The organism is Saprospira sp. CCB-QB6, from assembly GCF_028464065.1.
In the GTDB taxonomy this organism is placed as follows: Bacteria; Bacteroidota; Bacteroidia; order Chitinophagales; family Saprospiraceae; genus Saprospira.
In genome coordinates this window covers 3,718,471-3,742,713 of the sequence record NZ_CP116808.1, presented here as the reverse complement: position 1 = coordinate 3,742,713, position 24,243 = coordinate 3,718,471, and the positions used below count along the sequence as shown (strand labels likewise).

The 24,243-nt window shown below is 46.2% G+C and carries 16 protein-coding genes and 1 tRNA gene; 11 read left to right on the top strand and 6 right to left on the bottom strand.

What is annotated here, in order from left to right:
- Window positions 1–442: 442 nt before the first annotated feature.
- The 5 genes from mqnE to hemL all read left to right on the top strand — a co-directional run bounded on the left by mqnE (window position 443) and on the right by hemL (window position 6,384).
- Complete coding sequence (gene mqnE / locus PPO43_RS14350; protein WP_272618971.1) at window positions 443–1,651, top strand: aminofutalosine synthase MqnE; 1,209 nt, start codon at window positions 443–445, stop codon at window positions 1,649–1,651.
- Complete coding sequence (locus PPO43_RS14345) at window positions 1,652–2,284, top strand: histidine phosphatase family protein (protein WP_272618969.1); 633 nt, start codon at window positions 1,652–1,654, stop codon at window positions 2,282–2,284.
- 11 nt (window positions 2,285–2,295) lie between these two features.
- The gene (locus PPO43_RS14340; protein WP_272618967.1) at window positions 2,296–3,051 is read left to right on the top strand and encodes a menaquinone biosynthetic enzyme MqnA/MqnD family protein; all 756 of its coding nucleotides are present in this window, start codon (window positions 2,296–2,298) and stop codon (window positions 3,049–3,051) included.
- A gap of 239 nt (window positions 3,052–3,290) precedes the next feature.
- Entirely contained in the window at window positions 3,291–5,084 is a 1,794-nt protein-coding gene (locus PPO43_RS14335) for an ABC transporter ATP-binding protein (protein WP_272618965.1), read from the top strand.
- Window positions 5,085–5,097: 13 nt separating this feature from the next.
- On the top strand, window positions 5,098–6,384 hold the full coding sequence (hemL, locus tag PPO43_RS14330; protein WP_272618963.1) for a glutamate-1-semialdehyde 2,1-aminomutase: 1,287 nt from the start codon (window positions 5,098–5,100) through the stop codon (window positions 6,382–6,384).
- Between the two features lie 203 nt (window positions 6,385–6,587).
- On the opposite strand, the gene PPO43_RS14320 is transcribed toward hemL, so the two are convergent.
- The 4 genes from PPO43_RS14320 to PPO43_RS14305 all read right to left on the bottom strand — a co-directional run bounded on the left by PPO43_RS14320 (window position 6,588) and on the right by PPO43_RS14305 (window position 9,810).
- Window positions 6,588–7,418 carry a GIN domain-containing protein gene (locus PPO43_RS14320; RefSeq protein ID WP_272618959.1) on the bottom strand — a complete coding sequence of 277 codons (831 nt, stop codon included), beginning with the start codon at window positions 7,416–7,418 and terminating at the stop codon, window positions 6,588–6,590.
- A 17-nt stretch (window positions 7,419–7,435) separates the two neighbouring features.
- Complete coding sequence (locus tag PPO43_RS14315; protein WP_272618957.1) at window positions 7,436–8,482, bottom strand: hypothetical protein; 1,047 nt, start codon at window positions 8,480–8,482, stop codon at window positions 7,436–7,438.
- 109 nt (window positions 8,483–8,591) lie between these two features.
- On the bottom strand, window positions 8,592–9,284 hold the full coding sequence (locus PPO43_RS14310) for a CRISPR-associated endonuclease Cas6 (RefSeq protein ID WP_272618955.1): 693 nt from the start codon (window positions 9,282–9,284) through the stop codon (window positions 8,592–8,594).
- A 22-nt stretch (window positions 9,285–9,306) separates the two neighbouring features.
- A complete protein-coding gene (locus PPO43_RS14305) occupies window positions 9,307–9,810 on the bottom strand; it encodes a YqgE/AlgH family protein (RefSeq protein ID WP_272618953.1) in 504 nt (167 codons plus the stop codon).
- Between the two features lie 425 nt (window positions 9,811–10,235).
- Here PPO43_RS14305 and PPO43_RS14300 point away from each other — a divergent pair, with 425 nt between their 5' ends.
- The 4 genes from PPO43_RS14300 to PPO43_RS14285 all read left to right on the top strand — a co-directional run bounded on the left by PPO43_RS14300 (window position 10,236) and on the right by PPO43_RS14285 (window position 18,867).
- Window positions 10,236–13,418 carry a CHAT domain-containing protein gene (locus tag PPO43_RS14300; RefSeq protein WP_272618951.1) on the top strand — a complete coding sequence of 1,061 codons (3,183 nt, stop codon included), beginning with the start codon at window positions 10,236–10,238 and terminating at the stop codon, window positions 13,416–13,418.
- A gap of 88 nt (window positions 13,419–13,506) precedes the next feature.
- Entirely contained in the window at window positions 13,507–13,926 is a 420-nt protein-coding gene (locus PPO43_RS14295; protein ID WP_272618949.1) for a nucleoside-diphosphate kinase, read from the top strand.
- Between the two features lie 1,002 nt (window positions 13,927–14,928).
- Window positions 14,929–18,231, top strand: a complete 3,303-nt coding sequence (locus tag PPO43_RS14290; RefSeq protein ID WP_272618947.1) for a T9SS type A sorting domain-containing protein — start codon at window positions 14,929–14,931, stop codon at window positions 18,229–18,231.
- Between the two features lie 222 nt (window positions 18,232–18,453).
- A complete protein-coding gene (locus PPO43_RS14285; RefSeq protein WP_272618945.1) occupies window positions 18,454–18,867 on the top strand; it encodes a DUF7793 family protein in 414 nt (137 codons plus the stop codon).
- A gap of 125 nt (window positions 18,868–18,992) precedes the next feature.
- Here the strand turns inward: PPO43_RS14285 and PPO43_RS14280 are convergent.
- A tRNA-Asp gene (locus PPO43_RS14280) sits at window positions 18,993–19,066 on the bottom strand.
- Between the two features lie 442 nt (window positions 19,067–19,508).
- Here PPO43_RS14280 and recD2 point away from each other — a divergent pair.
- Both recD2 and PPO43_RS14270 read left to right on the top strand, forming a co-directional pair.
- Window positions 19,509–21,797: an SF1B family DNA helicase RecD2 gene (recD2, locus tag PPO43_RS14275; protein WP_272618943.1), complete on the top strand. Its 2,289-nt coding sequence runs from the start codon at window positions 19,509–19,511 to the stop codon at window positions 21,795–21,797.
- 5 nt (window positions 21,798–21,802) lie between these two features.
- Window positions 21,803–22,519, top strand: a complete 717-nt coding sequence (locus PPO43_RS14270; protein ID WP_272618941.1) for a DUF2306 domain-containing protein — start codon at window positions 21,803–21,805, stop codon at window positions 22,517–22,519.
- A gap of 226 nt (window positions 22,520–22,745) precedes the next feature.
- Here PPO43_RS14270 and PPO43_RS14265 read toward each other — a convergent pair whose 3' ends face one another.
- The gene (locus tag PPO43_RS14265) at window positions 22,746–24,071 is read right to left on the bottom strand and encodes a dihydrolipoamide acetyltransferase family protein (RefSeq protein ID WP_272618939.1); all 1,326 of its coding nucleotides are present in this window, start codon (window positions 24,069–24,071) and stop codon (window positions 22,746–22,748) included.
- Window positions 24,072–24,243: the final 172 nt, after the last annotated feature.

The following is a 24,243-nucleotide window of genomic DNA, read 5'->3' as shown; positions in this document are numbered from 1 at the left end:
AAGAAGAGAGGCCATACTAAACCCAATAAAATAGGCCGAAGGTTAAAACCTTCAGCCTATAACTAGAAGAGGATCGGTTGACTAAGGAGGAGTAGATAAAAGGCCAAAAGATTTAAATCCATGCGGGTTTTAACCCGCATTCCATAAAAACATTGCGAAGCAATATCATTCTTGCTGTAGGTTTTAACCTACAGGATCGGCCTAGCGATGCGAAAGGGGGCGGCGAAGCCGCAGACCAAGGCCAGAACGAAGTGATGCCTGCAGGGCCGAGCAGACCTGCGAGCCCTGAAGCGTAGCGCCGCAAGGCCGCAGGCCGCAGCGGAGGCCCCAAAAAATAAATAGCTTTCAATTCAAACTGAAAGTTTTAAAAACTGTTAGTTAGGCAAGCCACTAAAAAATGCTAAATTTGCGGCGCATTAGCCACGAAACGAAAACTAGAGATATGTCTACAGCCATTGATACTTTATTGAATGATAGCGCACTAGATGCAGGACTACGTCAGATTGCCCAAGCCGTAAAAGCCGAAGAACGCTTGAGTGTAGAGCAGGGAATTTATTTATATGAGCATGCGCCCTTGGGTTACTTGGGGGTATTGGCCAACTTTATTCGGGAAAAGAAGCATGGAGATAAGACCTACTTCAACCGAAACTTTCATTTGGAGCCCACCAATGTGTGTTTGTATACCTGTACCTTCTGCTCTTATTCTCGCCGAATTAAGAAGCGGGAAGATGGTTGGGAACTGACCTTAGAAGAGATGATGGAGATCATCAAAAAGTATGATGAGGAGCCTGTGACCGAGGTACATATTGTGGGTGGGGTTTTGCCTCAGTACGACTTGGGATTTTACAGCCAGTTGTTTAGCCAGATCCGTGCACATCGTCCCGATTTGCATGTAAAAGCCCTAACCCCAGTAGAATATCACTACATTTTCAAAAAGGCCAAGGTCTCTTATGAAGAGGGGATGCGCTTGATGAAAGAGGCGGGCTTGCAGTCTATGCCTGGCGGAGGAGCCGAGATTTTCCATCCCGAAATTCGGGAGCAGATTGCCAAAGACAAATGTACGGGAGATCAATGGCTTCGCATTCATGAGATTTGGCATGAGCTGGGCATGCATTCTAATGCCACCATGCTTTATGGGCATATTGAAGAATATAAGCATCGGGTAGATCATATGGAGCAATTGCGCCAGTTGCAGGATAAAACGGGAGGGTTTCAGACCTTTATTCCACTCAAGTTCCGCAACCAGAACAATGAGCTTTCGCATTTGCCCGAATCTTCTGCTGTGGAGGATTTGCGCAATTATGCCATTGCCCGTATTTATATGGACAACTTTGAGCATATCAAAGCCTATTGGCCTATGATTGGGCGCACTACTGCGCAGCTTTCGTTAGCTTTTGGGGTAGATGATATTGATGGGACCATTGACGACACCACTAAAATTTATAGTATGGCGGGTTCTGAAGAACAGAACCCCGCTCTAAGCACCGAAGAATTGGTGCAATTGATTAAGGCCGTGGGCCGCCATCCAATTGAGCGAGGTACCCTATATAATGTGGTCCAAGATTATCAAGATTTTGATTTCAGTCAGCAGCCCAAAAAGGTTAAAAAAGGCTTTGTTGGGCTGCCCGTCATTGATAAGACCAAAGCATAAATGGCCCAAAAAACGCTATATATCTACCGACATGGCCGCACCCGATACAATTTGGAGCATCGGGTGCAGGGTCGTGGCGTCAACTCTTCTTTAGATGCGCATGGTTTGGCCCAAAGAGATGCTTTTTTTGAGCATTATCAGGCCGAGGGCTTTGAGTTACTACTGGCCTCTTCGCTCAAGCGAAGTCAAGAAAGCATAGCGCCCTTTGGGCTGCAATTAGAGCAAGATATTTGGCATTGGCCCGAATTAGATGAGGTCTCTTGGGGCATTTTTGAGGGGCAGGCCTCTACGCCCGAAATGCACCAAAACTATAAAGCCCTAATGAATGCTTGGGGCCGTGGGGAGTATAGCGCCAAGATTCCGCAGGGAGAGTCGGCCCTCGATATGGCGGGTCGTCTGCGCCTAGCCCTACACAAAATAGAGCAACTCCCCCAACAGAAAATTTTAATTTGTACGCATGGGGCCACCCTCTCCTTTTTGTCGGCTCTGCTTCAGGGCCAAGAGCTCAAGGCCTTGCGGCAATACAAACACCATAATACTGGCCTTTCTATTTTTGAGCAGGAGGGGCAGCATTATCGCCTGAAAGCCCAAAATGAAATAGAGCACCTCAGGTTTAGAAATCTGCTCGATTGAGCTGTACCGCTATGAAGAATAAAATCCGTCTTTCTATTGTTTCTTATCTCAACTCCAAACCCTTTTTATACGGCCTATTTCGCCACAATATAGACCAAGAAGTAGCGCTCAGTCTAGACATTCCAGCTGATTGCGCCCAAAAGCTACTAAACGATCAGGCAGACTTGGGCTTGGTGCCCGTGGCTATTTTGCCCCAATTGGCCCATTATGAATTGGTAGCCGACTATTGCATTGGGGCCTCCTCCCCCGTCAAAACGGTCTGTATTTACAGCCAATGCCCCATAGAAGAAATAGAAATGCTTTATCTGGATTATCAATCGAGAAGCTCGGTGGCCCTGGCCCAGATTCTCCTCAAAAAGCACTGGAAACTTAGTCCCCAAATTGCCCAAGCGAGCAGTGGTTACATCCAAAAACTAGGCGGCAAAACGGCTGGGGTCGTCATTGGCGACCGCTGCATGGGCCTAGAAAAAGACTTTGCTTATGTCTATGATTTAGCCGAAGTTTGGATGCAATACAGCGGTCTTCCCTTTGTTTTTGCGGCCTGGGTGGCCAATAAGAGCCTCCCCCCCAGCTTTGTCCAAAAATTCAATGCCGCTCTGGCCGAAGGACTTAATCAACGGCAGCAATTACTGGCCCTACTCCCCCCGCAAAAACAATTTAGTCTAGAAGAGTATTACTATAAAAACATTGACTACATCTTAGACGAGCCCAAACGAAAGGGCCTAGAGAAGTTCCTCCAAGAGGGCGTAGAACTGGGGTTGTTGTAGGTTGTTTTTTGGGGGCCTCCCGCCTGCGGCGGGCGCTACGTTTCAGGGCTCGCAGGTCTGCTCGGCCCTTCAGGCTCCACTTCGTTTCGCCTTCGGTCTGGCCTGCGGCCACCCTTTCACATCGCTAGGCCATTTACTGCAATCGTCAAGAAAAGGTCAAGAAAATAAAAAAGCTTTTGCATCTCTGCTTTATGGTCTATCTTGGCCGCTGCTCAGAGAGCCAAAAATAAAAGTCATCTATGCGCGAATTAGCTTATTTAAACAAATACTTTTACAAATACCGCTGGCGATTTTTGCTAGGGGTTTTGTTTGTTTTGGCCTCCAACTACTTTCGGGTTTTGCAGCCTCAGGTCATCCGTTATGCCTTAGATTTGGTCATTGACAATGTCTATTTTTATCGCTTATTGGATGGTAGTGCTTTGCAGGCCAACTTCTTTAGCCAATTGGGCAAGATCTTGCTCTTTTTTGGTGGGCTAACCTTGCTGTTTGCCTTTTTGATGGGCCTGTTTATGTACTTCATGCGCCAAACCTTAATTGTCATGTCTCGCTTGATTGAGCGCGATTTACGGCAAGAGATTTTCCAGCACTATGAGCGCTTGCATTTGGCCTTTTATCGCAAAAACAACACAGGCGACCTCATGGCAAGGGTAACAGAAGACGTGAGTAAGGTCCGCATGTATTTGGGGCCAGCCGTCATGTATGGGGTCAATCTCGTCTTTTTGATGATCATGGTGATTGGGGCCATGCTTTCGGTTAGTGTAGAGCTCACGCTCTATTCCTTGATCCCTCTGCCTATTTTGTCTTTCTCTATTTATTATGTGACCAGCATTATCAATAAGAAGAGTGAGGCCATTCAGGGGCAGCTCTCGACCATCAACAGTTTGGCCCAAGAGGTCTACTCTGGCATTCGGGTAGTAAAATCTTATGGGCGCGAAGCTGCCATGGCCGATTTTTTTGATGAAGAGATTGAGGATTACAAAGAGAAATCCCTCAGCTTGGTCCGTGTAGAAGCCATGTTTCGACCACTGATGATTATTTTGATTGGGGCCAGCACCATTATTAGTGTTTTAGTGGGGGGAATGCTCGTCATTGATGGAAAAATCTCTGCGGGAAATATTGCTGAGTTTATCATTTATATCAATATGCTCACTTGGCCCGTCACTTCAATTGGTTGGGTGGCTTCTATTGTTCAGCGAGCGGCCGCTTCTCAAAAGCGAATCAATGAGTTTTTGAAAACGGAAACGGCAGTAAAAGATGAGGCCCAAACAAAGGAGGTTGCTCCCTTAAAAGGCATTATTGAGTTCAAGAATGTAAGCTTCCGCTATCCCGACACAGGCATTCAGGCCCTAAAAGACCTCAATTTCAGTCTAAAAGCTGGAGAGCGCATGGCCATTATTGGGCGCACAGGCTCAGGCAAAAGCACGATTGCCGATCTGCTCTTGCGGATGTATGATATAGAAGAGGGCCAAATTCTTATGGATGGCCAGAGTATTCGGGCCTATCCTTTGGACCAATTGCGGCAACAAATTGCCTATGTGCCTCAGGATGTCTTCCTCTTTTCTGATACCATTAGCAATAATATTGCGTTTGGCACGCCCAACAAGAGCCAAGAAGAAATTGAGCAGGCGGCCCGCTATGCCGCCGTTTATGAAGATATCATGAGTTTGGACCAAGGTTTTGCCACCAGAGTTGGAGAAAGAGGCGTTACCCTTTCGGGGGGACAAAAACAGCGGGTATCCTTGGCTCGCGCCCTCATAAAAGACCCCAATTTGCTTTTATTAGATGATTGTCTTTCTGCGGTGGACACCAAAACAGAAGCGGAAATTACGCAATATCTCAAAACGGTTTGTGCCAATAAAACGACCATCATCATTACCCACCGCTTGTATGCTTCTCTGGCCTTTGATAAAATCTTGGTTTTGGAAGAAGGAAAAGCCGTAGAGATGGGCACTCATGAAGAACTAATTGCTAAAAAAGAAGGCTACTATTACGAGCTTTACGAAAAGCAAAGAGTAGAAGAATTAGAAAATTAAACAGAAACTAAACATGAAATCAACTAAGTCAGCAGCACTATACGCAGAGGCCAAAGGCTATTTTCCAGGTGGAGTAAGCTCTCCCGTACGCGCCTTTAAATCAGTAAAAGGAGTTCCTCTTTTCATTAAAGAAGGAAAGGGCGCCAAAGTATGGGATGAAGATGATAATGAGTTTATCGACTTCTGTGGCTCTTGGGGACCGCTTATTTTGGGCCACAACAATGATGAAATTCGCGAGAACATCTATGCTGCGGTAGCCAAGGGCACCTCTTTTGGCACGCCCACCCGTTGGGAAAACAAATTGGGGCAGCTCCTTTTGGAGAACAATCGCTTTGTTGATAAGATCCGTTTTGTCAGCTCTGGAACAGAGGCCGTAATGTCGGCTATTCGTTTGGCTAGAGGGGTCACGGGCAAAAATAAAATCATCAAATTTGAGGGTTGTTATCATGGACATGTAGACTCGCTCTTGGTTAAGGCAGGTTCTGGTTTGGTTACTTTTGGAGAAAGCACTAGTGCGGGAATTCCCGATTCTTTTGCCAAAGAAACCTTGGTCCTTCCCTTAGATCGTCCTGACTTATTGGAAGAATGCCTAAGAGAATATGGCGAAGAGGTAGCAGCCGTAATCATTGAGCCTGTGCCGGCCAATAATGGCCTTTTGCTTCAGCAAAAAAGCTTTTTGGAAGAATTGCGTCGTTTGACCAAAGCTTATGACTGTCTTCTTATTTTTGACGAGGTAATTTCGGGCTTTCGGGTTGGTTTTGAGGGCGCAGCTGGCTACTATGGCATTCAGCCTGATATCATTACTTATGGTAAAATCATTGGTGGAGGAATGCCTGTGGGCGCTTATGGTGCTTCGGCAGAAATCATGGGACATGTAGCCCCTGATGGTCCTGTTTATCAGGCAGGAACTTTGTCGGGTAACCCTGTGGCTATGGCAGCGGGTTATGCTTCGGCCAAGCAATTGTTGGCCCCTGGATTTTATGAAGAGATGGAAGCCAAAACGCAGGCTTTTGTGAAAAACATTCAGGACTTCTGTGATGAGCAGGGCTATCCCGTACATATTTCGACCATTGGTTCTATTTTCTGGATGGCCTTTGATCGCAGTACTATTCGCAGAGCGGACCAAATTGATGCGGCCAGCATGGAGCACTTCAAGGCCTTGCATGCTGATTTATTGGATCATGGGGTTTATTTAGGTCCTTCTGGTTATGAGGTAGGTTTTATTTCGGCAGCGCATACGCCAGAAATTTTGGCTGAGGCTGCAGAGATTATCAAGGCGAGTTTAAGCCGTGTATTCTAGCGGCGGTTAAATGCAAAGCGCCGTCAGCATAAAGCTGATGGCGCTTTTTTTTTGCCCGAAGGGCTTTTGTTTGGCCTAGCGATGTGGAAGGGTGGCCGAAGGCCAGACCGAGGCGGCTTTGCCGCCGAAGGGCCGAGCAGGCTTGCGAGCCCTGCAACGTAGCGCCGCAGCGCAGCTGCGGAGGCCCCCAAAACAAGCAGGTTCTAATTCGCATCTATGAGTTGGCCAGTGCCTGTAATGGTTACGGTTTGGGCTGGATTTCCTTTATAGTAGAGGTTTCCGGAGCCCGATAAATTGGCATCGAGTAAGCTAGAGGCTTGGCATTCGATTTGGCCAGATCCTGCGTGGCGGTAGCTGCCGTTTTGGCTAAGAAAATTGAAGCCATAGTAGTTGCTTGAGCCGTCAAAGGAAACCGATTCGCTGGGACTATAGCCGCTGATCGTAAAATTGCCAGCGCCCGTAGAATAGGCATCCCATTGGTTAGTTTGCAGGTTCGTTACTGTCATATTTCCAGAGCCAGAAATTTGGCCGACTGCCCGGCTAGCCGAGCCTTCAAAAGAAAGGTCCCCAGAGCCTGCAATTTCTAGGAAAAGAGCATCTTGTACAGTTATGCTATTCATACAATTGAGCGGGCCAGAGCCAGAAGTTTTGAGTACTAGGCTATCAAAGTTGGTGCTGCCATCAGTAAAGAGTTGCATCGTACCAGAGCCAGAATTTTCGAAATAAAATCCTTGGGGGGTATAGACCGTTACCTTTAGTTCATAGTCGCCATAATTGCCTCGGTCTAAATCCAATTCTAAAATTCCCTCACTATTGACGGTCCAAAAAATGCGCTCAATAATATTGGAATGTCCTTCTGCGATCACTTGTAGTTGTGGACCGTATTCGATATCGACATCATAGGCAGCTTGAAGTTCTACTCCAGAGAGTGGACCTTCAACGGGGAGCTGACTATTTACAATATCGCCTTCGCCTTCAATCGTACAGCTCATGAGAGCTAGCAAAAGGGCTAAAAACAAAAAAGAATACTTCATAGGGATTATCTCTATCGTTAATGAATAAATTGTTCTAAACGCTGGCCATCTTCCATTTTGTGGATACTCAGCCTTTTTTGCTTGGGGCTAAGTTGTTCAATCAGCAATTTGTCTTTATAGGCTGAGAGCCAAAAATAGTTGTAGAAGGCTTGTCCTACTTTGGGGGTTAGGCTTTTAGGTTGCAAAAGTTGTCGCCAAAGCAGTTTTTCTTCGGTCAAAGAGATGGCCAAAAGCAAAGCGCCTGGGGCTCTTTCGTTAAATACGATCGCATAAAGGGTGTTGTCTATTAACAAAGTCTTAATTTCTTCATAGCGCTGGAGCTGATCTATGGGAAGTGCAAAAGACTGCTGTTTATAGAGAATTTGAAGTTGTTGATTATCAGGTAGAATCTGTAAAAAGCCTCGGATTTCGCTATCTGTGGCCTCATCCCAAATTAACCCATCAAAACTAAAGTCGTATTCACTAAGCTGTCCTTTTTCTAGGTCTAAGACCACAGATTTTTGTTTGCTTTCCAAATAAGAATTGAAGACCAGTTGCTTACTGCTATGGCTAAAATAGTTGAGATAGGGCCGAGAATAACGCAATTGCGCATAGCTAACAGAATCGGAATGCGGAATTTGCAGACCAAAAACCTCCTCTCCCGCTGCATTGTATTTATAGACCTTATAGCCCTCGGCTCCTTTGAGATGTTTAACGCAAACTGCTCCATCTGTGGCCAAGATCAGAAAGTTTTGGCCCCCACTGAGGGCCTTTTCGTCTCGATTGAGCAGGGGCTTAGCCGCCTTAGAGCTTAAATCAGTCATTAAAACGCCTTGTCGATCAATTAGCTCAAAGAGTTGGCCCTTGAAGGCAATTTTATCAATGGATAGCCCATCAAAACGACTGCTATATTTGCTCAAGCTCTTAAAGCTTTGAGCAGCGATATTTTCCGATTCATAAGGCCGCAATTCATCCAGTTGTACATAACGACCTGCAAAAGGATAAATAGCCAAAGCGCTGCTGTCTTGAGCGCTCAAAATAGTGGGCAAGAAAAAAAGAAGGTAGAAGTAAAATATCTTATTCATAGTTAAGCGTAGGTAGGTGCTAAATGGATGCCCAAAGATACGGAAGTCTATCCAATTTAGGGGAGCCCACAAAAAAAAGGACGGTTCTTAATGAACCGTCCTTTTTTGCTTAACGATAAGGCTTAACCACCCCAAAACCAACGCTGCTCCCCTGCCCTAGGCCTATAAAATTAGGCAAAAAGACATTAGCCTCAAAATCAAGGGTATAAGCTTCTTTTTTTATTCCTTTATAAGAAACCCGCTTAAGATCTAGAGGATCTGTAATGTAAACCTCTAGCTTTTCTTCCAGCTGTACCCCCATTGCCCCATAGAAATTGAGCATGTGATTGCGCAAAATCCGCTCAAGCAGTTCTAAGCGCTCTCGAAGTCCTCGACAAGCCTTCATTGCTCTGTAGTTTTCGCTGTTCAAAGCTAGCCAATTGTGTAGGCGATACCGCCTTGGCTGCTCCCAATACTGCAGATTATACTCCTGCAAATGCAAATGATGAATACGCATATCGTGCTGCTTGTCCCCTATCTTCAAGCTCCAATCCGATTGGGTAAAGAAATGATGCGCCTCTTCTACTCCCCGATCAATGCAAAGCAACAAGGGGCGCTTTTTGTGGAGTTTGTATTGAATAAGCGGATAGCGATAATGATAGCGTTTTTCCTCATTATTGTGGTTGTGAAACCAATCGTTTTCCAAACCCACTTTATGGGCCATTGCTCCCCTAAATTTACTCAATTCCCAAGGCTGCAAAAAGGTCTGAAAACTCACTTCCAGCATCCGAAGGCTTTTCAGTGAGCTCTTGTCATTTGTCATATTGATTGGTTTAGTAAAAGCTTTAGTTCCAAATAGGGATCGGCATTTGCGCCATCACACTATAGCGATCGCCCAAATTTTCCAATATTTTTTTCCATAATAGCTCATCTTGAGCCTGAAAAATAAAGTTGCGGTCATTTTCGGCCAAAATCCAAGTCTGCAAATCAATTTCTTCTTGCAACTGACCCTCGCCCCAACCACTATAGCCCACAAAAAAAGTAATGTCGTTTTGCTGCAACAAACCTTGGCGAATCAAAACCTTGAGCTGCTCATAATTCCCTCCCCAATACAATCCTTCCTCAATTTTCATCGCCCCTTCCAATAATTCCCCCTTGGTATGCACATAATGAATGCTATCGGTTTGCACTGGCCCACCAAAATGTACCTCCGCAGAAAAATCTGGAAAATCATTGACCAAATCCTTGATATCAAGCCCCATAGGTTTGTTCAACACAAAACCCACGCTGCCCTCTTTTTCATGGTCGCACAACAAAATCACGGCCCGCTTAAAATGATGATCAGACATAAAGGGCTCGGCCAATAGTAAACGCCCCGCCTGCAAACTCAAATTCTCGATGACTAGTATATTTTATATAAAAAAAGATGCCCCGAAAGGCCTTCGGCTAATTTAGTAGAATTCAACTAATTTTTCGCTTTTTCTTTTCCATTTCTATTTTTGGGGCCTCCGCTGCGGCTTCGCCTTGCGGCGCTACGTTTCGGGGCTCGCAAGCCTGCTCGGCCCTTCCTATTTCGCTGCGCTCAATAGTCGGTCTGGCCTACGGCCACCCCTACACATCGCTAGGCCAAATAGCCCCTGGCCCCATCCCCAAACCCAATCTGCCAATGTAGTTTTCTGCCCCTTAGTCGAAAAAAAAGCAGCCCTTTGGTTTTTCTCTTAAATTAGCCCTATTTTTCGGCTCATTTATAAGCATTGCAAAACAACCTTCAGATTTGAAGCCTACTATTATATACGGAGTCCTTCTAGGACTTTTTTGTTTTTTATCCGCTCCCCTCCTACAAGCACAAAGCTGCCCTAATATAGATAGCAGCAACGCCTTTGCCGCCTTCGAACTCGCCAAAAAAGCTATGGGCCAAGGCCAAGCTGGCCAAGCCTTCGACCAAATGGATAAGGCCAAAAAACTATTGGCCCAAGCTGGCTGCTGGGAAAACTGGACCCGCATCGCCTACAATAAGGCCATTATGCACCGAAGAGCCGGCCAACTAGGCGCCATGAAAGCCGAACTGAGAGAAGCCCAAAAAATCGCCCTGAGCCAACTACCCGAAAATGACCCCTGGCAAGGCCATATCGCCTACCTTTTTGGCCGCTTCTATATGGGCCAAGGTGCCCTAGATACCGCCAAACTCTATTTCCTCCAATCCCGCTTCACCTACAAGTTCTCCAAGTCTTGGCAGGATTATGCCCAAGCCTCTAGAGCCCTAGCCGAAACGAGCCTCTATATGCAGGACTATAACCTAATGGAACGCTATCTCGACGATGCCTTTACCGTTACCCAAGAACAACTCAATAACGAACTGCCCTCCCTGCGCAAAATCCTACAACTCTACGGCGCACTCTATTATAGAACGGGAGATTATGAATCGGCCCTAGATCGAACCAAAACTACCCTAGAAATTGTCAAGGAAGCCATGCAATCTCGACAAGATTCTATTGAGGTAGCCTCTTACTACAATAATATCGGCCTCCTCTATATCGAACTTGGCGATGTAGACAAAGCCGAAGACTATTGCCGCAATGCCCTTAACCTCTCTAGCCAATTGGGCGACCTTTTCCGCATTGCCAACACCTACACCAACCTAGCCGAACTAACCCGCAAAAAAGCCGCCTATAGCCGCGCCTACAACAACTTCAAAAAGGCCGAAGATGCCCTCAACCGTATGTCGCCTAAGGAACAAGCAGCCAATGCCGCTATCCAAGCCCGTATCCAACTGAACTTGGGCTGGGCCGATGTCGCCTGGGAAATTGGAAAGAAGGAGGAAGCGCTGGCCCTTTTGGCCCAAACCGAAAACTGGCAAAAACGCCTGCGATTCAAAACAGAATCTACCTTTTTGCTCTATGGCCGCTTTTTTCGCCTAGAACAAAATTGGGAAAAAGCCCAAAAAGCCCTCAACAAAGCTCTAGAAGAAGGCCAAAGGACTTATGAATCTGGCAAACACCCAGATTTGGCCCGCATCCACCTAGAACGCGCCCTCCTTTTTGCCCAACAACCCCAAAAAGAAGTAGCCCAAGCCCTAAACGCCCTAGAACAGGCCACAGAAGCCCTGCAAATGAAGGCCGGCCTCGCCGCCACAGAAGAACTTTCCACCGTTTCTGACCGAGAACTATTACTAGAAGTGATGGAGGTCCAAATTAACCTCTACGACCAAGCTGGCCAAGAAGAAATAGCCTACCGCCTTGCCCTAAAAGCCGCTGGCCTAGCCTACGAACTCCGAAATAGCTTTAAATCAGAAGGCTCTCGCCTCTTTTTACTCCAACGCCTAATTCCTATCTACGAACAAGCCCTAGCGATTGTCTACAAACGCTATCAAAATAACCCCAAAACGGATTACCTCCTAGAGGCCTTCCAATTGGTCGAACGCAGTAAAGCGCTCTTGCTGCTCGAAGCCCTACAAACAGAAAATGCCCGCGCTTTTGGTGGCCTACCCAAAAAACTCCTCAAAGAGGAAAGACGACTAAGCCGTGAACTAGCCAAAAAACGCAAACAGTATTTTGAGGCCCAACTCGCCAATAATGCCCCCCAAATGGATGCCCTTGATAAGGAACTCTTGGCCCTCAAAAGAGAAAGTCAACGCCTACAAGATACCCTAGAAGCCAATTATTACGACTATTACCGCCTGAAGTATGAAGATAAAACCCCTAGCCTCCAACGACTACAAGAAAAATTAGAAAATGGCGAACGCTTTCTAGAATATTTCTCCGCTAAAGATGGCTTTTACTTACTAGCCATCAGCCAAGATAACGGAGAACTCTTCTATCTGCCCAAAGGAGAAGATTTTAACCGCAAAATGCGCAATTTCCGCCTGGCCCTAACCAATAGCGCCTGGCTTCAAGATGACCAAAAAACCCTGGCCCTCAAACAATTGCTAATTGCCGAAGGCTGGGACCTCTACCAACAGTTTGTAGCTCCCGCCCTAAAAGCAGAAGGCATAGAAAAAATATTGGTGGTCCCTGATGGACTGCTCAATTACATTCCCTTTGAGGTCTTGCTCTCTGAAGCCCCAAAGCCCAAAGAACTCAATTTGGCCAGCTTTAAGACCCTGCCCTATTTGCTCAAAAGATATAATGTTCATTATCATTATTCAGCGGCTTTGCTCCTCTATCAAAGTCCAAAAATTAACTCGGGCAGAGTGCTGGGCATGGCCCCCTCCTATGCTTATGATGCCGCCGCCCATGCCTCCGAAGCCAATAGCCGCCAACATCATATCCGCAGCTCAGTAGATGATTTGCCTGGCGCCAAAGCAGAGGTGCAGCAATTGAGCAAAGCCTTTAAAGGACTCTTTTTATATGGCCAACAAGCCAATGAAACCGAATTTAAAAAACAAATTAGCAAAGAGGAATATGCCCTGATTCACTTGGCTATGCACGGCTGGGTAGATGAAGAACGCCCCGAATACTCTAACCTGGTCTTTAGCCACAGCCACGATACCATAGAAGACGACCTCTTGCACGCTTACGAACTCAACTTGCTAAAGATTAAAGCCAACTTGGTGGTCCTTTCTGCCTGCGAAACAGGCTTTGGCAAATATGAACGGGGCGAAGGCGTGGTTAGCCTAGGCCGTGGTTTTATGTATGCCGGAGTGCCCGCCCTAGTCATGACCCTTTGGCCCATCAACGACCAAGCGACGGCGATCCTCATGCAAGATTTTTATGAGGGCCTGAGCGCAGGCAAAAGCAAGTCCGAAGCCCTCCGCCAAGCCAAACTCAACTACCTCAATGCCGCTGGAGATATCAGTAGCCACCCCTTCTTTTGGGCCTCTTTTATTGAGCTAGGCGACGACCGCCCCATCAAACTCAGCCGATCGGGCAACTGGAAACTCTACCTGCTGCTTTCAGCCCTAATTCTCCTCCTCTTGGGCCTTTTGCTCCGTTATTTCCGCCCACAATCAGGAAATTAAAGGCAGTATTTGGATATGCCAAGGGCTTTTTATATTATTGCGCCCAATAAGCAGAATACCTTTTACTACAATAATAAAAAACAAACTAATGGCAGCTAATAAAACTCTGACCATGATCAAGCCCGATGCTGTAAAAGCTGGGCACACTGGCGCCATCTTGGCCCAAATCAACGAAGCCGGTTTCCGTATTGTGGCCCTAAAAATGACTCAATTGAGCACTGCTGCTGCTGAGCGTTTTTATGCTGTACACAAGGAACGCCCCTTCTTTGGCGAACTCGTTGAGTTCATGACTTCTGGTCCTATCGTGGCCGCCATTTTGGAAAAAGACAATGCCGTAGCCGACTTCCGCACCCTTATCGGTAGCACCAACCCTGCAGAGGCCGCAGAAGGTACTATCCGCGCTAAGTACGCTACTAGCATCGGAGAAAACGCTATCCACGGTTCTGACTCTGACGAAAACGCCCAAATCGAAGGCGATTTCCACTTTGCTGGACTAGAGCAGTTCTAAGCGATTTTCCACTCTAACTTTTAAAGCCAAGTTCTCTTTCTAGAGGACTTGGCTTTTTTCTTTTGGGGCCTCCGCTGCGGCTTCGCCTTGCGGCGCTACGCTTTGGGGCTCGCTCTTCGCTCGGCCCTGCGTCGCCTTCGGCTCCTTGGTCTGGCGCTACGCGCCACCCCGCCGCATCGCTAGGCCTGCGGCCCTTCGGCCCTGTAGGATGGATATATAGCCCTGCAGAACCGAATACCTTCGCCCATCTCCAAGGAAGCAGGGGCTTTTAAGCTCCTGCGGCAAGAAAAATGATGGCCCAACCAAATTGGCTGCGGCCTTTAGGCTGCAGAACCTTAGGTAGAAAATACAACCGTATCCAATATTTCGATTTTAAGCGAGCCTAGCTAATTTGTAGTAGGGTCAGTCCAGAAAAAAAAGATAGGGCCTTAGACAAATATCCCCAGCTAAATGTATTGATGCAGACGACTGTGGCGCAACGCCACAGTTAAATGTAACGATGCAGACGGCTGTGGCACAACGCCAGAGCTAAATGTAATAATGCAGACGGCTCTGGGGATTTTCCAGTAGCTAGGCGGCTGAAAGCAGCTGTTTAGGGCAAGGGAGAAAGATGAGCGGCCTAGCGATGTGGAGGGGTGGCCGAAGGCCAGACCAAGGCGGCGCAGCCGCCGCAGGGCCGAGCGACCCGACCAACGGGAGCCGACGCAGCGAAGCAAGTAATAGCGAGCCCCGCAACGTAGCGCCCTGAGCCCGAAAGGGCGAAGGGAGGCCCCAAAAAAAATAAAGACTTATCAATTCCGTTCTATTTGCGCCTAGGGTCAAAGTGGAAGGCCAACAAATTGGGCAACTTGCTTATCTTTGGGGCAGTTATCTTATTTTGCTCCTATAAAGTCCGTAGAAAGCAAAGATCCTTTTTTATATAAATGCATTTGGGGCGGTCCTTTAGATCCTTTGAGCGGCTGCTTATTGAATGTATTTGACGAGTACTATACAAAGAACTTCATGCGCTATTATTCGCTTCTCCTTACGACCCTCCTTTTGTTTATTAGTTTAATGTTGCAAGCGCAAGAGCGACCTAGCTTTGCTTGGGGGCAGATGTTATCTAGCCAGACCCAATATGGGGGGCAGGCAGAGGGTTTGGATCTCTATTTGGGGCCAGCGGGAGAGCTATATTTATTGGGTTATTTTAATGGGAGCATAGATTTCAATCCAGCGGTGGATAGTCAGGCTTTGCGGAAGGCCAAGGGGAAAAATGATTTATTTGTGGCCAAATATAACCGTCGGGGGGATTTTCAGTGGGTATTGCCTTTGGGCAGTCATGGGAATGATGCGGCTCAGGCCATAGATTTGAATGCGCAGGGCGAGTTGATGGTCACGGGTTATTTTTCTGACACCTTATATTGGTCGGACAGCGACTATTTATTGAGTGCGGGGGAAGAAGATGTGTTCATTTTGCGGATTTCGGCAGAGGGGGAGGCCTTATCGGCGATATCTTTTGGGGGCAAGGGCAGTGATCAGGGTTTAGACATCAAGTCCTTCAATAACAGCATCTATATTACGGGGGAATTTAAGGAGGAATTTAAGGCCTTTGGGAAGGAGCGGCCGGCCTTTGGGGAGTCGGATATATTTGTGGGACAATTGGAGGAGTTTTCGGATTGGCGTTGGTTGCGGACCTTGGGGAGTAAGGGGGCGGATTTGAGTACGGCCCTATCGGTCAGTAGTTTGGGGGAATTATATTTGGCGGCCACGGCCAGGGGCAGCTTCATTTATGATGATTTTAGTTTGGATAGCTTGCAGGCGCCAGTGACGGGGGCAGCGCTTTTGCTCAAGTACTCGCCTTTGGGGGAGTTATTATGGAAAGAAACCTTAGCGGCGACCGAGGGCATGGAGTTAAGTGATATCGTGGTAAATTCGGTAGGAGAAGCCTTTATGACGGGGAGTTTTCGGGGAGAGTTAGCAGGTTTAAAATCTGCGGGAGAATCGGATGTTTTTCTAGCCCAATTTCATCGTCAGGGGCGGGTCAATTGGATAAAGCGTTGGGGTGGAAAGGGAGAAGATCGGGGGCAATGTATAGAGATTGTGGGCCGAAAGCTATTGGGGATAGCGGGTCGTTTTTCGGATCAGGTGGCTATAGATGAGCAGCAAGTGAGGGCGCAGGGGGAGCAATCGGATTTATTTATTGCCCAATATAGTTTTGAGGGCAATTTCAAGCGGATGCAAGCTTTTGGGGGGCCTTTATATGAGGAAGTGCAGGCCATGAAGCTCAATTTGGAGGGGCAAGTCTTTTTGACGGGTAGTTTTGAGGGGGCGGCGGACTTTGATCCTTCGCCTAGGCAAGCCTTATTGAATAGCAATGCCATACAGACCTTATTTGTGGCGCATTATCAGGCGCATAGTTTGGCCTATGACTTTGCTTTTGCCATGGGTTATCGTTATGATGCCTCCTTATCGAGAATAGAGGCGCTCTATCCCAATGCGGCGGGAGAAATATTGACTGCGGTTTATTTTGAGGGGGCGTTATCGGTCAACAAAGACAGCTTGCTCAAAAGCAAGGGACGTTGGGGAGATATCCTCATCAGTCAGTATGATTCTTTGGGGCGTTTGCGTTGGTTTAGGCAATTTGGAGGGCTGGGAGCGGATAAAGCAGAGGCTTTATGTCAGACGGCGGCGGGAGAAAGTTTTTTGGGAGGAAGTTTTGGGGCCGACTTCTGTTTGAATGATAGTCTGTGTTGGCAGGCAGAGGGCAAGCAGGATGCATTTTTGCTCAAATTGGATAGTTTGGGAGCTTTAGTTTGGGCTCAGGAGTGGAAGAGTTCGGGAGAGGTAGAGGTGGTTGCGCTCAAAGAGCAGCAGGGGGGGCAATTATTAGTATTGCTTAGTCATCGGGGGGATCGTTTGCGTTTTTCGGGGCAGACCTTATTGGATCGGGCTGGTTTTTTATTGGTCTCTATTTCGGTAGAGACTGGGCAGCTACAGTGGTTTAAGTCCTATGATTGTTTGGCGCCAGCCAAGGGGCGTTTAGCCATCGATGGGCAGGGGCAGATTTATTTGGGGTTAGCTTTTGAGGGGCAATTAAAGTTAGGGCATCGGCAGAATCAGTTATTGCGGTCTGCGGGCGAGCAAGATTTGGCCCTCTTGGCCTTAGATCGAGTGGGGGATTTTCGTTGGGCGCGGCTATTGGGGGGGCGTTCGGAAGAGCAGTTGGGAGATTTGTTATATATGCCCAATCAGGGGGTATATTTGGCGGGTAGTTTTGAGGGCACGGCGGCTTTTGGAACCAGGACCTATAGTGCGCGGGGGCAGCGGGATGCTTTTTTGGTTCATTATAGTAAAGCGGGTGATTTGAGGTGGGCGAAGACTTGGGGGGGAGAATTGAAGAGTAGAATTACGGCCATGGCATTGGCAGATAGTCAACAAATCATTTTGACGGGTTATTTTCAGGGAAATATGCCTTGTTCTGACAGCATACAATTAAAGACCAGCAACCTCTTAAAGTCAGATATTTTCTTGATGGAAGTAGAGGGTCAAAATGCGCGAGTCAATTGGGCCAAAGCATTGGATGGGAGTGGGAATGATCGGACCAAGGCCTTAGTTGTGAGTAATAAAAACAGCATTTATTTGGGGGCTTCCTTTGAGGCCCGTTTTGATGCGGATCCGAGTAAGGGGGAGCGAATATTTGAGAACAAGGGCTTGGTCTCTACGGCTCTTTTGCTCAAATACTTGAACTTTGCTTTTCAGAAACTAGAGTTAGTCGCTTTTCGGGCCAAGCGAAAAAACATTAAAGAAGTAGAATTGCGTTGGACCACGCCTAGGGAGACCGAAAACAAAGGGTTTGTGGTAGAACGTCGATTAGAAGGGAATGAGGAATTTCATGCGGTAGGCTTTATTCCTGGTTTTGGAAATAGCGAAGCTCCCACCAACTACCGATTTACTGATGTCAATGCTTTTGATGGCAATAGTTATTATCGGTTTCGGCAATTGTCTAATCATGGACAAGAGGCCTATTCTGAGGTAGTCTTTGTTCGAGGTTGGAAGACCAAAGAGGGGGGGCAGTTGGCTATTTATCCCAATCCGGTACAAAAAGAACTGAACTTGCGTTTTGGTCGTTTGGGCAAAAACATGAAATCGGCTCGGATACGGATTTACAACCAACAGCGGCAGGTCAAACTAGAGTTAAAAGCAGGACTAAGTGCCAATGAATTGCTAATTCTGGAAGACTTATCTGACTTGCCCAAAGGACGTTACGTACTAGAAATTCGTTACAATAACAGAAAAAAGCGAGAGCTAGAATTTATTAAAGATTAGGGTCTTGGGGAGCAATAGTACGCATTGTTCTGCTTAGTCAAAGTATTTTAGTGTAACAACATTAAAAAAACTTAACATAAGTTAACTTTTAAAGTCCTGTATTACAATCACTTAACTAAAAATAGGTATAATGCCTAATTAAAATTAGATTTATTCCTAATAAAATAGTGACATGATTCCTTATCTTCGTTTTCCGAGTAGAAATTGACCAACTTACACACTATGAGAACAGAAGTTATGAGAAAAGAAATACGATTAAAAAAGAGTTTGCTTTACCAAGATGAGGAAACTGGCATTTTGGTCCAACGAGTAGGATCTGGTGCTTTTCTAGAAGCAGATGATTCTCGAGAATGGATTGAAGGCGTATATAAGCTTCAGGGAAGTCAGCCTTTATACTTCTTGGCCGATATGCGTGGCTTAAGAGGACAATCTAAGGAATCGCGAAGAATCTCTGGTGATAAAGATCCTCGCTTAAATATTTATGGTGGTGCTGGCCTAATTAACAATGGTGCCTCTAAAATTTTGGGCAACTTTATGCTGAGCCTCAATAAAATCTCTCATCCTATTCGTTTGTTTACCAATGAAGAAGAGGCCTTTAAGTGGTTAGTAGAATTGAAAAAGAAAAATGGTCATTAGTTTGATCTGAAGTTATATAAAAAAAGAGCGAGCAACTAAGTTGCTCGCTCTTTTTTTGTTGTGTTGAAAGCAGAGCAGACAGCCTAAAATTGGGCAAAAAAAAAGCACGCTTTAAGCGTGCTTAGCGGTCTGGACGGGACTCGAACCCGCGACCCCCTGCGTGACAGGCAGGTATTCTAACCAACTGAACTACCAGACCAAGTTGATTATCCCTTTCGGGAACGACACAAATATAGGTTCTCCTTTTGGTTTTTCCAAACCTATTTTTCTCACTTTATCGGCCAAGGGAAGCAACTAATTGATTTTGAGTATACTATTTTTTGAAAAAAAATTAGGGGCGAAGAAAATAGCCCAAAATTGGAAAAAATGGCTGTGCAGGCCCAGCGCTGCGCAGCCGTGGCCGCAGGCCAGACCAAGTTTTTTGAGCGTAGCGAAAAAACGCAGGGCCGAGCAGACCTGCGAGCGGCGCAGCATAGCGGCGGCCGACCGAGGCAAAGCCGAGCCGGCCGCGGGCCCCAAAAACACCTTCTAAAACCTTTACTTTAAACCAAAAAAGGCTGGTCTATCTTATTATTTGACAATCTTCTTAAAAGGTTGTACTTTAGGAACGTTATTGTTCTACAAAAACTAAAGATCAAAATATGGACGCTATTAGCCAGCGCCTAAAAGGGCAACTGACGCATATTATCTACCGAAATGAAGAAAATGGCTATACAGTGGCTCGTTTTCAGCCTGCTGATGGGGGAAAGCAAACCGTAGTAGTGGGTAGTCTTTTGGGGGTAGAAAAGGGCGAAAAGTTGATTTGTCAGGGCTATTGGGTAAATAGCAAGCGGCATGGCAAGCAATTTCAGGTAGAGCAATTTGAGCAGCAGCTTCCGAGTAGTCCAGAAGATATTGAGCGTTATTTGAGCTCGGGGCAAATTCGGGGAATTGGGCCAGCCTTTGCCAAGCGCATTGTAGATCATTTTGGGAAAGACACCCTAGATATTATTGAAAATTCTCCTGAAGAATTGTTGGAAGTTAGAGGAATTAGCCAAAATAAACTGGACCTTATTATTAGTTCTTGGCAAGAGCAACAAAAGGCCCGCAGCCTCATTATTTTCTTGCAACAAAATGGAATTTCGCCTGCTTTTGCCCAAAAGATTTATCGAAAATATGGCTCGGAAAGTATTGCGAAGATCAAGCAAAACCCTTATTGTCTGGCCAATGATATAGAAGGTATTGGCTTTAAGAAAGCCGATGAAATGGCTCAAAAAATGGGCTTGCAACAGGAAGATCCCAAACGAGTTTCGGCTGCCTTGCTCTATCTTTTGCAAGAGTTGGCCGGGCAGGGGCACAGTTGTTATCCGCTTCAAAGTTTTTTGCAAGAAGGCGGACAGATGTTGGCCCTTGGACAAGAGCAGTTGCAGGGACCATTGGCACAACTCAAAGAAAATAAAGAGGTGTTTATCGAGCGTTTTTGGGATGAGGGCAAGGGCCAAGATGAGCGCTTAATTTGGAGCAAAAGCCTGTATTATCAGGAAAAAGACATTATTGATCAACTCGATCGCCTCAATAAACATCCCCAGACTTGGGCCGAAGATATTGATATTGAAGCGGAACTGGAATTGGCCCAAAAAAATACCGCTATTGAATTGGCGCCAGAACAGCTGGAAGCCGTTCGTCGCAGTCTTAGTCAAAAATTGCATATCATCACGGGGGGACCTGGAACGGGAAAAAGTACGATTACCAAACTCATTCTCAATATTCTGAGCCGACATAGCGATACTATTTTTTTAGCCGCTCCCACAGGCCGAGCCGCCAAGCGATTGGCCGAAGTGACGGGCAAGGAAGCCAGCACCATCCACTCTTTGTTATCGATTAGCATTGGGGGCTATTACAATCAGCATATTCGAAATATGGAGCAGCTCGACTGCGATGTATTGATTGTTGATGAGGCCAGTATGATTGACACAACACTCATGGCGATTTTGCTCTACGCCCTCCCCAATCATTGCAAACTGATTTTGGTGGGGGATGTCGACCAACTTCCTAGCGTTGGGCCAGGCAATGTTTTAGATGACTTGATGGGCTCTGATAAATTGGAAGTTACCCGCCTCAAAGAAATTTTTAGACAGGCGGCCAATTCGAAAATTGTACGCAATGCGCACAAAATCAATCAGGGTATTTTTCCCGATATCCAAACAGAAGCCGATGCCGATTTTTTCTTCATTCCCAAATCCGATGCAGCGGATGCGGCCCAAATGATTCCTGAATTGATGGCCAAACGGCTCCCCAAACGCTATAATTTTGATGCAAAAAAGGATATTCAATTGCTTTGTCCCATTCATAAAGGCGATTTAGGCACCAGAGCACTCAATAAAAGCCTACAAAAAGCCCTAAATCCCTCTGGCCCCAAAAAGGACAAGATTGAAAGGGGGGAACAGGTTTTTTATTTGGGCGATAAAGTCATGCAGCTCAAAAATGACTACGAAAAAGGCGTCTACAATGGCGATATTGGCTATATCCGAAAGATCAGCCCCATGGATAAAACCTTTATCGTAGAAATGGACGGCAAAGTCATGATCGAATACCAATATCAAGACCTCCAAAATATGGACTTGGCCTATGCCGTTAGTGTACATAAATACCAAGGTAGCGAAGCTCCATGTATTGTTATGCCCGTGCACGAATCGCAATATAGTCTACTTTTTCGCAACCTACTTTATACCGCGATCACCCGTGGCAAACGTTTAGTTGTCCTTATTGGTAGCAAAAAAGCCCTACAAATTGCCGTGCGCAATCAAAGAATGCGCAAGCGGTACTCTGGTTTACTTTGGCTTTTACAAGCCCCTAGCGAAAAAAAACTTCCTAGTATTCAGATTGCACCGCTCCCCAATAGTCCCGAATATCCCGACTGGTTAGAGCGGCATTTTCCCGATGAAGTCTAAGGCCTATGTCAAATCTACTCCCTAAAAAAACAGCCCAATTCACGGGCTACATCCTACTCTTATTGGGCGTCCTTTTTGTACTCATCATGTTGCAAATTGCCCTGCCCTACCTGCTCCCCCCCTTCCCTACCGATATTGATTTTTTGGCCAACAAAGAAGATTATCTTACCCAAGATGCCTTTTATATGTCGGCTTTTTATACGCATATCAGCAGCAGTTGTCTGGTTTTGGCCTTGGGACTCCCCCTTTTTTCGCCCTATTTCCTCCGAAAATTCCCTCAATGGCACCGCCGTTTTGGCCGCTATTATAGCTATTTGCTCCTTTTTTTGGCCGCTCCTTCGGGACTCATCATGGCTTTTTCGGGTAGTGGTGGACTTTGGGCTCAGATTGCCTTTGTTTGCCAAGCCTTGCTTTGGTGGGCCCTCACAGCCCAAGCTTTTCGCCTTGCATTAGCCAAAAAATTCCGTGCTCATGCCGCTTTCATGATTCGCTCTTACGCCTTTAGCCTTTCCGCCATCAGCCTGCGCTTATTCAGCTATCTCATCAGCTACCTTCGCTATGAATACGATATCCCCTGCCCTTCTGAAGAGTTCCCCTACCTCTGCTATCCTCAAATTTATGTCTTTGAAGCTTGGGCCAGCTGGATCTTCAATGCCTTAGTTGCCGAAATTTTAATTGCTCAAGGACTCATTCGGCTCTATCTTGGTCCAAAATTTAATTAAGTCCTTTATTTTTTTGGGGCCTCCCGCCTTTGGCGGGCGCTACGTTTCGCAGCTCGCTGTTCGCTCGGCCCTTCGCCGCAAAGCGGCTTGGTCTGGCCCTGCGGGCCACTGCTACACATCGCTAGGCCAGCACAACAGCTATTTTTACTTTTAGCCTCCTGCTTCGGCCACCAACAAAAACGCCCGCTCTTTTCAGAGCGGGCGTTTTTAGTTATCATCTTATAAACTAGATGTCTCTATTGAGGTCAAAAGCTTCTAGATAATCTCCTACACGACGAAGGAAAGAACCGCCAAGCATACCATCAACAACTCTGTGGTCATAAGAAAGAGAGAGAAACATCATGTGGCGAATACCAATTGTATCTCCAGTAGGGGTCTCAATAACAGCAGGCTTCTTACGAATTGCGCCCACGGCCAAAATAGCCACCTGAGGTTGGTTAATAATAGGAGTTCCCATCACATTACCAAAAGTTCCTACATTGGTCAAAGTAAAGGTGCCACCTTTAATTTCTTCGGGCTTGAGTTTATTTCCTCTAGCGCGATTGGCCAAATCATTTACCTTTTTGGTCAAACCAACTAAGTTGAGGGTATCGGCATTTTTGATTACAGGAACAATGAGGTTTCCTGTGGGCAAAGCAGCCGCCATTCCAATATTGATATCTTTATAGCGTACAATTTGGTCTCCTTTTACCGCTACATTAACCATAGGATAATCTTGTAGAGCCTTTGTTACTGCTTCTACAAAAATGGGCGTAAAGGTAATTTTCTCTCCGTACTTGTCGGCATAAACAGCTTTAGCTTTCTTGCGCCATTGTACGATATTCGTTACATCTACTTCTACAAAAGAAGTAACGTGAGGAGAAACATGCTTAGACATCACCATGTGATCAGCGATAAGCTTACGCATGCGGTCCATTTCAATAATTTCTACATTTCCAGAAGTATCGACGGGAGGCAAATTAAATTGCTGTACCGCCATTTGCTGTCCATTATTGGCTGGGGCAACCGCTTTAGCTGCTTCTTTCTTCACAGGAGCTGCAGCTTGAGGCGCTTTTTGGCGATTTTCCAAATAAGTCAAAACATCATGCTTCGTCACTCGGCCATTTTGGCCTGTTCCGTTAATGTTATCCAACTCTTCTAGCGCAATACCTTCTTCTTTAGCAATACTTTTCACCAAAGGCGAATAAAAGCGATCAGATTGACTAAAATCTGTAGCCGCTGCCACCTCTGTTTCTAACTGAGGTACTGTTGTTGTTTCTTCTTTTGCCTGAGGAGCTTCTGCTATAGCAGGAGAAGCTTCTACGCCCTCAGCTTCTGTTTCAATAATAGCAATTGGGGCACCTACCGCTACAGTTGCGCCATCAGGATGCAAAATCTCTAGCAAAACGCCTTCTACAGGAGAAGGGACTTCTGTATCCACCTTATCGGTGGCAATCGTCAAGACATTTTCGTCTAGCTCTACACTTTCGCCTACCTCTTTCTCCCAAGATAAGATTGTAGCCTCAATGATACTTTCCCCCAATTTGGGCATGATTAACTCAACTTTTGCCATTGCTGATTTCTGTTTATGTTGAACGACCTTAAGTAAAGCTTACTTAAACCTGTTCAGTGGTTGCTAACTTATTTTTTTTTCGGCCCAAAAGCTTCTTGGGCGCCCAAAGTTAAAAAATCTCCTCTGTTATTAAAAATCTTATAGTAGGCTTCTCTTTTTTTTAATAAAGCAA

What these genes read in the sequence shown, in the direction of transcription:
- PPO43_RS14315 (WP_272618957.1), bottom strand. Translation starts at nt 8,482, where the DNA reads ATGAATAAGATATTTTACTTCTACCTTCTTTTTTTCTTGCCCACTATT.
- PPO43_RS14270 (WP_272618941.1), top strand. Translation starts at nt 21,803, where the DNA reads ATGTCAAATCTACTCCCTAAAAAAACAGCCCAATTCACGGGCTACATC.
- PPO43_RS14285 (WP_272618945.1), top strand. Translation starts at nt 18,454, where the DNA reads ATGAGAACAGAAGTTATGAGAAAAGAAATACGATTAAAAAAGAGTTTG.
- PPO43_RS14345 (WP_272618969.1), top strand. Translation starts at nt 1,652, where the DNA reads ATGGCCCAAAAAACGCTATATATCTACCGACATGGCCGCACCCGATAC.
- PPO43_RS14335 (WP_272618965.1), top strand. Translation starts at nt 3,291, where the DNA reads ATGCGCGAATTAGCTTATTTAAACAAATACTTTTACAAATACCGCTGG.
- PPO43_RS14290 (WP_272618947.1), top strand. Translation starts at nt 14,929, where the DNA reads ATGCGCTATTATTCGCTTCTCCTTACGACCCTCCTTTTGTTTATTAGT.
- PPO43_RS14320 (WP_272618959.1), bottom strand. Translation starts at nt 7,418, where the DNA reads ATGAAGTATTCTTTTTTGTTTTTAGCCCTTTTGCTAGCTCTCATGAGC.
- PPO43_RS14295 (WP_272618949.1), top strand. Translation starts at nt 13,507, where the DNA reads ATGGCAGCTAATAAAACTCTGACCATGATCAAGCCCGATGCTGTAAAA.
- PPO43_RS14340 (WP_272618967.1), top strand. Translation starts at nt 2,296, where the DNA reads ATGAAGAATAAAATCCGTCTTTCTATTGTTTCTTATCTCAACTCCAAA.
- PPO43_RS14310 (WP_272618955.1), bottom strand. Translation starts at nt 9,284, where the DNA reads ATGACAAATGACAAGAGCTCACTGAAAAGCCTTCGGATGCTGGAAGTG.
- mqnE (WP_272618971.1), top strand. Translation starts at nt 443, where the DNA reads ATGTCTACAGCCATTGATACTTTATTGAATGATAGCGCACTAGATGCA.
- hemL (WP_272618963.1), top strand. Translation starts at nt 5,098, where the DNA reads ATGAAATCAACTAAGTCAGCAGCACTATACGCAGAGGCCAAAGGCTAT.
- PPO43_RS14265 (WP_272618939.1), bottom strand. Translation starts at nt 24,071, where the DNA reads ATGGCAAAAGTTGAGTTAATCATGCCCAAATTGGGGGAAAGTATCATT.
- PPO43_RS14305 (WP_272618953.1), bottom strand. Translation starts at nt 9,810, where the DNA reads ATGTCTGATCATCATTTTAAGCGGGCCGTGATTTTGTTGTGCGACCAT.
- recD2 (WP_272618943.1), top strand. Translation starts at nt 19,509, where the DNA reads ATGGACGCTATTAGCCAGCGCCTAAAAGGGCAACTGACGCATATTATC.